Source organism: Xanthomonas sp. NCPPB 1067, assembly GCF_020783795.1.
GTDB classification, from domain to species: Bacteria; Pseudomonadota; Gammaproteobacteria; order Xanthomonadales; family Xanthomonadaceae; genus Xanthomonas; species Xanthomonas melonis.
This window is the reverse complement of sequence record NZ_JAJGQG010000024.1, coordinates 16,625-28,759: the sequence shown is the minus strand read 5'-3', so window position 1 is coordinate 28,759 and position 12,135 is coordinate 16,625. Positions and strand designations below refer to the sequence as shown.

9 protein-coding genes are annotated in these 12,135 nt (G+C 67.9%); 3 read left to right on the top strand and 6 right to left on the bottom strand.

What is annotated here, in order from left to right:
* Window positions 1–337: 337 nt before the first annotated feature.
* Window positions 338–1,390: a LacI family DNA-binding transcriptional regulator gene (locus LL962_RS16080; RefSeq protein ID WP_104588436.1), complete on the top strand. Its 1,053-nt coding sequence runs from the start codon at window positions 338–340 to the stop codon at window positions 1,388–1,390.
* Between the two features lie 168 nt (window positions 1,391–1,558).
* Entirely contained in the window at window positions 1,559–4,594 is a 3,036-nt protein-coding gene (locus tag LL962_RS16075) for a TonB-dependent receptor (protein ID WP_228317617.1), read from the top strand.
* A gap of 308 nt (window positions 4,595–4,902) precedes the next feature.
* On the opposite strand, the gene pyrF is transcribed toward LL962_RS16075, so the two are convergent.
* Together pyrF and LL962_RS16065 are read right to left on the bottom strand one after the other, a co-directional pair.
* On the bottom strand, window positions 4,903–5,634 hold the full coding sequence (pyrF, locus tag LL962_RS16070; protein WP_228317616.1) for an orotidine-5'-phosphate decarboxylase: 732 nt from the start codon (window positions 5,632–5,634) through the stop codon (window positions 4,903–4,905).
* On the bottom strand, window positions 5,631–6,602 hold the full coding sequence (locus tag LL962_RS16065; RefSeq protein WP_228317615.1) for a 5'-nucleotidase, lipoprotein e(P4) family: 972 nt from the start codon (window positions 6,600–6,602) through the stop codon (window positions 5,631–5,633). Before LL962_RS16065 ends, pyrF begins: the two co-directional genes overlap by 4 nt.
* A 186-nt stretch (window positions 6,603–6,788) precedes the next feature.
* On the opposite strand from LL962_RS16065, the gene LL962_RS16060 reads away from it, so the two are divergent.
* Window positions 6,789–7,448, top strand: coding sequence for a YceH family protein (locus LL962_RS16060; protein ID WP_228317614.1), 660 nt, complete (start codon window positions 6,789–6,791; stop codon window positions 7,446–7,448).
* Window positions 7,449–7,983: 535 nt separating this feature from the next.
* On the opposite strand, the gene LL962_RS16055 is transcribed toward LL962_RS16060, so the two are convergent.
* From LL962_RS16055 to LL962_RS16040, 4 genes are read right to left on the bottom strand one after another with little or no spacing between them, the layout of a single operon-like run.
* Window positions 7,984–8,835, bottom strand: a complete 852-nt coding sequence (locus tag LL962_RS16055; RefSeq protein WP_228317613.1) for an STM4011 family radical SAM protein — start codon at window positions 8,833–8,835, stop codon at window positions 7,984–7,986.
* Window positions 8,836–8,842: 7 nt separating this feature from the next.
* Complete coding sequence (locus LL962_RS16050) at window positions 8,843–10,204, bottom strand: STM4012 family radical SAM protein (RefSeq protein ID WP_228317612.1); 1,362 nt, start codon at window positions 10,202–10,204, stop codon at window positions 8,843–8,845.
* A complete protein-coding gene (locus LL962_RS16045) occupies window positions 10,201–11,019 on the bottom strand; it encodes an STM4013/SEN3800 family hydrolase (protein WP_208621477.1) in 819 nt (272 codons plus the stop codon). Before LL962_RS16045 ends, LL962_RS16050 begins: the two co-directional genes overlap by 4 nt.
* Window positions 11,012–12,118 (bottom strand): STM4014 family protein, encoded by a 1,107-nt coding sequence (locus LL962_RS16040; protein WP_228317640.1) that lies wholly within the window; start codon window positions 12,116–12,118, stop codon window positions 11,012–11,014. Before LL962_RS16040 ends, LL962_RS16045 begins: the two co-directional genes overlap by 8 nt.
* Between the last annotated feature and the right edge of the window lie 17 nt (window positions 12,119–12,135).

Genomic DNA, 12,135 nt, shown 5'->3' with positions numbered 1-12,135 from the left:
GCCGGTGAGAACGGGCTCGGTTCGGCAATGGCGACATGCACAGGCCATCGTGGCGACGCATCCATGTCCACCCCTGTCTGTTGCTGTCCAGCTCGGACAAAATTGTCCGGCCGCGACCGGCGCAGGCCTTGCGCGGCGTGGTTCCGCCGTTTGTGCAACGCATCATGTAAGCGCTTGCAGTTCCTGCTAGCGTGCGCGCCATCTCGCTTCGAGGTCGCCATTGGACGGGGCCGATGTCATTGATGCGCATGTCCGCTACGAACGTCCCGCGACTGCGCCGCGTGCGCCCTGCCCCGGCACCCGGCAGGATGCGCGTTGTCTTGCACAAGGTCATGCCATGAGCCGACCACGTTCGGAGAGCACCAGCGTCACCATCAAGGACGTCGCACGCCAGGCGCAGGTGTCGGTCGCCACGGTGTCGCGCACCATGAACGGCCACCAGCACGTGGCCGAGTCGGTGCGCGAGCGCGTGCTGCAGGTGGCGCGCAGCCTGAACTACATCCCGCACCATGCCGCGCGCAGTCTGAGCAGCCGGCGTACCCACACCATCGGGGTGGTACTGCCGGATCTGCATGGCGAGTTCTTTTCCGAATTGATTCGCGGCATCGATCAGGTGGCGCGCGAGCAGGGCTACCACCTGCTGGTTTCCAGCTCGCACGGCGACCCGCAGGCGCAGCGCCGGGCGCTGGAACGCCTGCCAGGGCGCGTGGATGGCGTGGTGGTGATGTCGCCGTCGCTGGGCGAGTCGGACGTGCACGACGAGGCCCTGCCCGGCGGGCTGCCGGCGGTGCTGCTCAACTGCGCCGGCAGCGGCAGCCAGCGGCCGGTGCTCAATGTGGACAATTACGGCGGCGCGCGGGTGATGACCCGCCACCTGCGCGACAGCGGCCACCGCCGCATCGCCTTTATCGCCGGCCCGGACGACAACTTCGATGCGCACGAGCGCCTGCGCGGCTATCGCGACGAACTGGCGCTGGATGCGCACGCCCAGCCATGGGTGCTGCCAGGCAACTTCGACGAGGAATCCGGCTACCGCGCCGGCCAGGCGCTGGCGCAGCACGACCGCCCGGATGCGGTGTTCGCCGCCAACGACATGATGGCGCTGGGCTGTCTGTTCGCACTTGGCCACGCCGGGCTGCAGGTGCCGCAGGACATCGCGCTGGCCGGTTTCGACGATGTGCCAATGGCGCGCTACGTGCTGCCGGCGTTGACCACCATGCGGGTGGACATCGCCGGGCTGGGGGCGCGAGCGATGCGGCTGTTGCTGGGCCAGCAACTGATCGATGCGCCGCCACCGCCGGCCGCTGCTGCGCCGCCGGCGTTGTCGGAGATGGTTCCGGAGCTGATCGTGCGCGCATCCAGTGGGCCGCGCGCGGCGCCCAGCGGTTGAAGACCATGCGCGGCGTCGCATCTTCACGGATTCTTTGCGGTTTCTTGTGTTTTTTATAACTCCTATTTGCCTGCCTGCCGTCGTTGTATCGCCTTTGAAGCAACGCACCACCTGCGCCATGCCGACCCCTTCGCCGGTACGCGCCTTACCCCTGGGAGGGGGACTGTCATGAAGACCTATCGCACCGTGTCCACCCTGCCGGCGCGCAGCCTGCTGTGCTGCGCCCTGGCCGCCTCGCTACTGGCATCGGCTCCGGCCATGGCCCAGTCCAGCAACGCCACCCTGCGCGGCCAGGTCGCCGCCGCACAGGCCGGTACCACCGTGACCGCCACCAATGTCGCCAGCGGCGCGGTGCGGCGCGTCGCTACCGGCGCGGATGGCACCTATGCGCTGGTCGGCCTGCCGCCGGGCACTTACAAGGTCGATGCCGGCCCGGGCACCGAGAAGACCGTGACCCTGTCGGTGGCCTCGTCGGTCAGCCTGGACCTGGGCGGCGGCGCAGCGCCGGCCACCGCGCCCGCGGGCGATGCCACCACCCTGGACGCGGTGCGGGTCACCGCCACCGCCCTGCAGGAGGTCAAGACCTCCGAGGTGGGCACCAACATCTCGCTCAAGCAGATCAGCACCGTGCCGCAGCTGACGCGCAACTTCCTGGAGTTCGCCGACACCGTGCCGGGCATGCAGTTCGAGACCGACGCCAACGGCAATAGCCGGATCCGCGGCGGCGCGCAGGCCAGCTCGGCGGTCAATGTGTACATCGACGGCGTGGGCCAGAAGAGCTATCTGTTCGGCGGCGTTTCCGGCCAGCAGCAGAGCGCGGGCAACCCGTTCCCGCAGCTGGCGATCGGCGAATACAAGGTCATCACCTCCAACTACAAGGCCGAGTTCGATCAGGTCGGTTCGGCGGCGATCGTGGCCTCCACCAAGTCCGGCGGCAACGAGTTCCACGGCGAGATCTTCGGGCGCACCACCAATACCGATTTTCGCGCACGCCAGGCCGACGAGCGCGCCGGCGCGCCCAATGCCGACGGCAGCAAGCGCAAGACCCACCAGGACGAATACGGCTTCGCGCTCAGCGGCCCGATCGTCAAGGACAAGGCGCACTTCTTCTTCAGCTACGAAGGCAAGGGCTTCGAGGTGTCAGCCAACCCGGTCTCGGTGCCGGACAACTTCAGCGTGCTGAGCGACGACCTGCCGGCCGGCGTGCAGAGCCGCCTGGGCTCGGTGACGCGCCCGTTCAACGAAGACCTGTATTTCGGCAAGATCGATTGGGATATCGGCGAGAACGATCGCCTCGAGCTGACCGCCAAGGTCCGCGACGAGGAAAGCCGCGACAGCGTGGGCGACCGCAACACCGCCATCGCCGCCAAGATCAATCTCAATTCCGAAGAGCGCTACGACCTGCGCTGGCAACATTTCGGCGAAACCTACGTCAACGAGGCGCGCATCTCCTACGAGGACGTGCTGTTCAATCCCAGCGCCTACACCATCGGCAGCCAGAGCGTGTACACGCGCGGCATCGCCGAGAACGACGTGCTGATCAACGACGGCGCCACCAGCGGCCTGGCGATCCAGCGCAAGGGCCAGAAAGGTCCCAGTTTCCAGAACGATCTGACCTTCAACAGCATCGACTGGCACGGCAGCCACGTGATCAAGATGGGCGTGAAGTACAAGGAGGTGGAGCTGACGCAGAGCGAGAATTCCACCGTCAATCCGTCGTTCTTCTACGCGGTCAACGATGGCCAGGGCACGGGCGCGATTCCGTATCAGGTGCGCTTCAACCTGCCGTTCGCCGGCGCCGCCCCGTCGGTGACCACCACCAGCAAGCAACTGGGCCTGTACATCCAGGACGATTGGGACGTCAACGACAAGCTGCAGTTGAACCTGGGCGTGCGCTGGGACGGGGAGAAGATTCCGTCCTACCTGGACAACGTGACGCCGCCGGAAGTGGTGGCGGCGTTGAACGGCCCCGGCACCAATCCGGCGGTCAGCGCCACCTATGCCGAGCAGCTGGCCAAGGGCGGCGTGGACATCAACGACTACATCAGCAACGGGCGCAATCGCAAGCAGGACAACAACAACTTCGCCCCGCGCCTGGGCTTCTCCTACGACTTCCGCGGCGACGAATCGCTGGTGCTGTTCGGCGGCGCCGGGCGCAGCTTCGACCGCAACCTGTTCGATGTGATGGGCCTTGAGCAGGTCAAGTCGGCGCTGGCGCAGTACACCATCCGCTTCGCCGAATCCTCAGGCTGCACGCCGGCACCGGGCACCTGCACCAGCTTCAATCCAGCCTATCTCAGCAACCCGGACAGCCTGTCCGGGCTGGTCGATGCGCGCGTGCGCAACGGCGAGGTCGACCTGCTCAACAACGACCTGAAGACGCCCTACTCGGACCAGTATTCGCTGGGCCTGCGTACCCGCGTGGGCGAGTGGAGCAATTCTGCCACGGTGTCCTACATCCACAGCAAGGACGGCCTGATCCTGACCCTGGGCAACCGCTACCCGAATGGCGACTTCTTCCAGAACGGCGGCCAGCCGTGGGGCCAGACCCCGCCCGGCTTCGGTGCGCTGATCATCGGCAACAACGGGGTGGAGACCAAGACCACGCAGCTGCTGCTGTCCACCGACAAGGCCTACACCAAGGAAAGCGGCTGGGGCCTGACGGCGGCCTACACGTTCTCGCGCGCACGCGGCAACCGCGGCAACGACGAGCAGTACGGCTTCGACGCGGCCACCATCGCCGACTACCCGTTCCTGGATCTGAACTCGGTCCCTCGCCACCGCCTGGTGGTCACCGGCATCTACGATCTGTTCTGGGGCATCAGCGCCTCGGCCAAGCTGACCCTGGCCACGGTGCCGCCGCGCAACGAAGCGGTGTCCTACGATCTATATGGCGGCCCGACGTCGAACAACATCCGTGTGGTGTCGGTGGATGCCCCCGGCGGCAAGTTCCTGGCCGGCGGCGACATCTTCGGCACCCGCCAGCTGGATCTGTCGCTGTCCAAGGACATGCAGGTCACCGATGCGGTGACCGTGCAGGTGCGTGGCGACCTGATCAATGCGCTGAACTTCCGCAACTACGACCAGTACGCGATCGACTGGGGCCAGGGCGGCGTCTACAACCCGCGCGTGAGCATCAACCAGTACGGGGCCATGTCCACCCCGCCGCGCAGCCTGTTCCTGAGCGCGCGCATCATCTGGTAACCGGCGCCGGGCCCTCCGACGGTCCGCCATCCCGGGTACGCCCGGGATGACCGGCCGGTGGGGCCGGCAAGCCAAGCGACGGCAGGCACCGCCCAGGCTTCGAGCGGCGGCATATGGGCGTGAATAAAAAAAGGATCGGCCACCAGGACCGATCCCAACAAAAACCGGGACAACCCGGTAGACACTGTGTGGCACAGCGTCCGACTGACATCGGACGCGGCATCCTAACCAGACTTTAACTTTAAGGCAATACTTTAATTATTCCGATTTAACTGTTTGATTTTATTGAAGCGCGAAGCGCTGTCGCGTCAATCGCGGTGCTGCACGAGCGCAGCGCGGATCTCGGCCTGGATGGCGGCGGCGGCGGCGGCGGGATCGCTGGCCAGACGGATCGGGCGACCGACCACGATCGCATCGGCGCCGTCGGCAAAGGCCTCGGCCACGCCCACGGTGCGTTGCTGGTCGTCACCGACCGGGCCCCCGGGGCGGATACCGGGGCAGACGATCGAAAACGCCGGGCCGGTGGCGCGACGGATCGGGCCGGCTTCCTGGCCGGAGGCGATCACCCCATCGATGCCGGCGGCCTGTGCGGCCAGCGCGCGCTCCACCACCACCTCGACCGGTTCGCGGTCGATGCCCATCGCGGCCAGGTCTGGCCGTCCCATCGAGGTCAGCACGGTCACTGCAAGCAGGCGCATATCGCCATGGTTGGCCTCGGCGGCGGCCTGCAGCATGCCGGCGTGCCAGCCGTGCACGGTGCAATAACTCACCGGCCACTGCGCCAGGCGGCGGATGGTGCCGGCCACGGTGGCGGGAATGTCGAAGAACTTCAGGTCCACGAACACGCGCTTGTCGCGCTTGGCCAGCGCATCGAGGACATGGAAGTACTCGCCGGAGGCCAGCAGTTCCATGCCGATCTTGTAGAAGGACACCGACTCGCCCAGGCGGTCCACCCAGGCGATCGCCTCGTCGTGGCCTGGCACATCCAGCGCGAAGATCAGCCGCTCGTGCGCGGCCAGCGGCAACGGCGGGCGGCTCATCGTGCCAGTTCCAGTGCGGCGCGCTTGGCGTCGTGGCGGGCCTGCCAGGGTTGCGCATAATCGTTGTTGAACTGCGCCGGCTCCCAACCGCCGTAGCTGGGGTTGGGCAGCATCCACCAGCGCTCGCCGAACCAGTCGTGGTACTGCTGCAACAACGCATCGCGGGCCTGACCGGTGTTGGCGCTGACCTGCACGAAGTCGCCCAGCTGGTCGCCGAACTGCATCAGCACGCGGTACTTCTGCCCCGCCAGCTGGCGGCGGCAGTTCTTTTCGCTGCCGTGCTGCTCGCAGCCGGGCACCACCGTGCCCAGGCCCAGGAACACGCTGTCGTCGGCGACCGGCAGCCCTGCGCTGCGCAGATTGGCCAGGGTGGCGTCCTTCAGGTGCACGGCGCGGTTGGAGATGTAGATCAGGGTGACGCCGCGGGCGGTGGCCGCCTTGGCGAAGTCCACCACGCCAGGAATCGGCCTGGCCTTCTTTTCGGCCACCCATTGGTCCCAACTCCGCTCGTCGTACTCCTTACCGTCGCGCAGCAGGCGCGCCTGGTACGGCGAGTTGTCCAGCACGGTCTCGTCCACATCCAGCACCACGGCCGGCTTCAGGCCGGTGGCGGCGTTGCCGCGTTCTTCCGGCACCAAGGCGTCCCAGTTGGCTTGCTTGAGCGCGCCATCGAGCGTGGCGGCCGCGGCGCGGTAGGTCTGTTCGGCCACGGCGCGGTATTCCTGCGAACGCTGCATCCACAGCACCGCATTGAGGTTGTCGTCGCCGGCCGGTGCAGCGGCCGTGTTAGTGGACGTCGCCGCCTTGGTGACCGCGGCGCTGGCATCGGCAGCGGCCTTCATGGCGGCATCCTGCGCCTGCGCCTGCGCGGCTGGCGGCGGGTCGCCGGGTTTGCAGCCGCTCAGGGCCAGCGCAGTGCAGACGAACAAGGACAAGGGTGCGTGAAGCGAGGGGCGCATGGCATCCACCAGAGCAGGAGCGGCAATGAAGACCGCGATTTTAGCGGGTTCGCGCCGCGCCGCCCGCGCGGCTGGTGGCAGCACTGCCGGATGTGGCGAGCGCGTACCGCCAGCCCCTCTGCGTGATCGCCGCAACGGCACAACCCGGGCGGCGGATCGGCATATCCTTGTGCGCCGATTGCCCCGGAGCCATCCATGACAGAGACCTCGCCCCCGCCCGTCCTCGACGCCGCCCAGGCCCGCGTGCTCGGCTGCCTGATCGAGAAGGAGGCCACCACCCCGGATGCCTACCCGCTCACCGTCAACGCAGCGCAGGTGGCCGCCAACCAGAAGACCGCGCGCGAGCCGGTGCTGACCCTGCAGACCGGCGTGGTGCATCACGCGCTGCGCCAGCTGGAAACCCTGGGCCTGGTGCGCCAGCAGTTCTCTTCGCGCGCCGAGCGTTACGAACACAAGCTGGGCAGCGCCCTGGACCTGACCCGTCAGCAGGTGGCGTTGCTCGGCCTGCTGCTGTTGCGCGGCCCGCAGACGCTGGGCGAGCTGTACGCGCGCAGCGAGCGGCTGGCGCGCTTCAACGACGCCGACGATGTGCGCCATCATCTGGAACGGCTGATCCAGCGCGGCCTAGCCGCGCAGCTGCCGCGCGCCAGCGGCCAGCGCGAGGATCGCTATGCGCACCTGCTCAGCGGCGCGCTCGATGTGGAAGCCTTGCAGGCCGCTGCAGCGCGCGCCGCGCCGAGCGCGCGCACGGGCAGCGACACCAGCGAACTGGAAGCGCGGGTGCAGAGCCTGGAAGAGCAGTTGCAGGAACTGCGCGCACAGGTGGCCGAGTTGCATACCCGCCTGGGTGAATGATCGAGCTGGCTGAGAGCAGCCAACAAATCGCAACGAGCGTCCGGCTTGGAAAGCCCAGTGGTTCTTTATTCGTCGCATTCTCTTGGACGCGAACTGAAGCCTATCTGGTCGAGGGCGCGGTGCCCCCGCTGCTCGCCGGACACGGCGTGAACCCGTCCATGGGGCTCGTTAGCGGCATCCACGCCGCAAGCGGCAAAGACACCGCACCAGATCTTTGGTCGGTGGCCTTTGTAAAAGCGGCTCATGGTGGGAAGACAGCGTGGCCTCGCGCTTGGACGCTGCAGGTTGCCAGCGCTTGTTTATTTACATAGCCAGCGAACGTCGCCTGTCGCCTGTGCTGACACACCGACCATCTCAACTGGTCCTTGCCCGCCCACCGTCGCGGGACCCTTGGCGGCATGGATGCCGCCACGGAGCTTACAGGGACGTACTTGCAGCGTGTCCCGCGATGGTGGGCGGGCAAGGGCCTTGCAACCAAGCCTCAGATCAGCCGCTCTGCAACAGACAAGCATTGAAGACGTCTTGGTAGCCGCTCTCAGTAGAGCGCCGGAACCCGCTCCAGCACGCCGCCGGCAAAGTCGGCCTGGATCGGCAGGTCCGGGCGATGCGCGTAGCCGATGTAACAGTCGCAGCGGGCGTTCGGGCAACTGCGTGGGCGCAACTGCGCGGCGAAGCTGCCGTCATAGAGATTGCCCAGCGGCGTGGCGACGAAATGGCAGCGCCGCACGTTGCCGTCGCCATCCACCGACACCACCGATTCGCCGGTCAGGCAGGGCTGGCCGAAACTGGGCGGCGGGTCGAGGTTGTAGACGAAGTGCGGATCGATCCGGGTCAGGCGGCGCACCTGCTCGGGCGTGTAGTAGTCCGCCGGGCGCGGATCGAAGGCGTTGAGCCACATCGGCGTCGTTTTCGGCAACGCGGCGCGCAGCGCGTCGATCTCGTCCAGATGCGCATGCGCGGCCACCATGCCCACGCTGTGGCGCACGCCGCGCTGGTGCAGTGCCTGGCACCGCTGCAGGAAGGCCGCGCGCGTGACCTGGCCGGGATGGTAGGTGCACCACAGCGCCAGGCGATCGAGATTGGCGTGCTCCAGCCAGCGCAGGCCCACGCACAGGTTGGTCTGGATCGCCACGCGGCGCAGCTGCGGCAGCTGGCTCAGCTGCACCATCGCCTCGCGGTAATGCCGCCGCACCAGGCCTTCGCCCCAGGGCGTGAACAGGATCGACAACGGCCGCGTCTGTACCCGCGCCCAGGCGACGAAACGCGCCAGATCCTGCGCGTCACGGCGCAATGCGGCGGCACTGTCGTAGGTCTTGGCGAACGGGCAGTAATCGCAGCTGTAGTTGCAGCTGCTGAGCCGGCCGCGATAGAGCAAGGACAGATGCATCGGCGGCTTACCCGACCTGGTACTGCTGCATGCGTTCGGCGATCGGCGCCGAGGTCAGCCATGGGCCGATGGTGTCGGCGCGCTCCATGCCCGCGGCGGTGAGCGACAGCAGGCTGCCCTGGTGCTGCGCCAGTCCCAGCGCCAGCAATTCGTGCAACTGCGGCAAGGCCTGCAGGCAGTCCATGCCGAACCGCTGCCGGAAGTCCTCGCCATCCAGCCCCGGCACCACCAGCAGCGACTGGATCGCATGCCGCCTGCGCGCATCGTCGGCGTCCAGCGCGATGCCGTAATCAGCGAACGCGAAACTGGCCGGATCGCGCTGCAGATAGTGCTCGAGTATCTCCGCCACCGAACGCCGGCTCACCCCGTATTCGCTGGAATAATGCAGGCCGCGGGTATACGAACGCGCACCGCACCCGATGCCGACCATGCCGTCGCTCTGGCAGCAGTACACCGGTGCCTCGGCATCGACTGCGTGCGGGGCGCGGAACATGCGCATCGAGACCTGGGTGTAGCCGGCCGCCAGCAGCCGGTCGCGGCCGGCCCGGTACAACGCCAGGCGTTCGTCCAGTGGTTCGGGCTGCAGCACGAAGCTGCGGCGTCCATTCGGCTTGGCCTGGATCCGGCCCAACCCGGTCATCGGCCGCACGTACAGCGGGTACAGATACAGCTCCTCCGGCGCGAAGGCCAGCGCGCTGTCGATCGATGCCAGGAAGCTGTCCACGCTCTGCCCGGCGATGCCGTAGATCAGGTCCAGATTCAGCGTGGCGATGCCCTGCTCGCGAATGATGGCGATAGCCCGCTCCACCGTCTCGCGCTGCTGCGGCCGCACCAGCGCGCTCACCTCGGCGGCGCTGAAACTCTGGATGCCCATGCTGACGCGGTCGATGCCGGCCTTCCGGCAGACGCGCAGCCGCTCGGCATCCACGGTTTCCGGCGAGACCTCGATGCCGGCCGGGATCGCATCCAGCGCAATGTTCGCGTGGCGCGCCAGCATGTCGAACACGCGCTGCAACTGCGCCGCATCCAGATAGCTCGGCGTCCCGCCGCCCATGGCAAAGCGCACGAAACGGTGCTCGCCCAGCGCCTGCACGGTGGCCTGCAGTTGCCGTTCCATCTGCGCCAGGTACGCCTCCACTTGCGCCGGCGCCGGGCGTGCCAGCGCGAACAGATTGCAGAACCCGCAACGGTACGAGCAGAACGGGATATGCAGGTACAGGAACAATGCCTGCCGCGGTTCCTCGGCCCACACCTGCTGCAGCGGCACGGCCGGCTGCAGCGGCCGGTAGCTGGTCTTGTGCGGATACGAGTACGAATAGGCCTGATATGGCGGCAGGGCCAGCAGGTCGGCCAGCGCGGGCAGGCTCATGGGGTCACCAGAAAGTGGGCGTAAGGCACGGTCATCACCACCTCGTGGGCCAGGCGATGGCCATGGTAGCCATCCTCGCCGTAGGCGGTGCCGTGATCGGAACAGACGATGGCGAACGCACCACCGCGCGCGCGTAGCGCGGCCAACAGCGGCGCCAGCGCCGCATCGACATAGCGCAACGCGGCGCAGTGGCTGTCGAAATCGTCGCCGGTGGCACCCGGCACATAGTGGCGATTGGGCTGGTGCAGCGCCGAGACGTTGATGAACAAGAAGCAGCGCGTGTCGCGTAGCGCAGGGTCGCCCAGGCGCGCGCAGGCCAGCGCAACCTGCTGCTCGGTGGAGTCGGGCGCAGTGACCCCGAACGCCGGCGTCCAGTGGCTTTCGCGGAACAGCCCGGGCAACTGCGCGCCGAGCGCATTGCGCTTGTTGAAGAAGCCGGTGCCGCCGATGCACAGCGTGTGGTAACCGCAGCGCGCCAGCCCGTCGACGATGTCGCCGCTGTCGGCAAAGACCCGGGTCTGCGCCACGATGGTCTCGCTGCCATCGAAGGCCAGCGCGAACAGGCGCGGATGCGGGCCCTGCCGCGCCGGCGTCGGCAGGAAACCGGCAAAGAACGCCATATGCGCCGCATAGGTGAAGCTGCCCGGCGTGTGTCGCCGTTCCCAGCCGCCGGCCGGCAGATACGGCGCCAGCACCGGCAATTCGCCGCGCGCGAAACAGCGTTGCGCAGCGTCGTAGCGCAAGGTGTCCAGGGTGATCAGCACGATGTCGCGGGTACCGACGATGGTGTGCATGTCCGGCAATTGCTCAGCCATGCCGGCGTCCCTCGTCGATGTGGGCAACACCGTCCAGCGCCGCCTGATCTTCATACGTCGTGCGCCCCTGCCAGCGCAGCTCCGGCAGCAGGTCGCCGAAGCCGTTGGCTTCGAGCACGTGGCAACGCCCGTCCCGCTGGATCAGATCGAAACCGATCATGCGGCAGTCGGCGAACACGCGCGCGGCCTGCGCCACCGTGCCGGACACCAGCGCGTCCACCGCCGCGCTCTGCCACGCCTGCGCCGGCAGGCGCCGATTGCCCAGATGCAGATTGGTTAGCGCACCGCGGCTGGCGCGTGCCACGCGTTGCCGCGCCACGCCATCCAGCGCGACCACGCGCAGGTCGTAGTGATGGCCGGGCAGCCCGGGGGCGCGCGGCTTGGGAATCCAACGCTCCAGATACGCGCCCTGCGCGGCGATCGCATCCACCAGCGGCGCGATCTCGTCGCGGCGGGTGTAGCGGCGCTGGCGCAGCGCATTGAACACGCGTGTGCCGCCTGCGTGCAGCACCAGCTCGGCCGAGCCGCTGGCGACTTCGCGCCCGTCGCGGTGCCAGCGATACGCCAGCACGCCGGCACCGGAGGACCCGTAGCGCGGCTTGAGGAACGCCTGGGTGCAACCCGAGGCCTGCAGGCAGGCGCGCAGCTCGGCGTAACTGCCCACGCTGCCCAGCATTAGCGGCACCGCCACGCCCGCGGCGGCCAGGCGCTGCTGGCAGACGAGCTTGTCGGTCATCGCCAGCAAGCCGGCGGGGGAGTTCAGATACTGCGCCGCCGGCAGGCCTGCGAGCAGCTCCGCAAACCCGGCGAACCACAGCTGTTGATGCGCCAGTTCGCCGTGTGCCAGCGGCGCCGGCACCGGGCCGCGCGCCCCCAGCGTGCGCCAGCCGCGCAGGATGAGCGCCCGGTGCAGCTCGGGCGCCTCGCCAGGCGATTCGAGCTTGACCCGCGCAGCCGGGTGGCGGGCCAGCCAGTCCTGCAGCGGGGCCTGGGTTTCCAATACCTGCAGGTAATCGAACACCGTCGCCGCAGGCTGCCCCTGCGCCTGCAGCGCCTGCTGCAGGGCAGCGATCCTGCGGCTGTCCCGCGGCCCCACCAGCACCCAAGACACGCTCA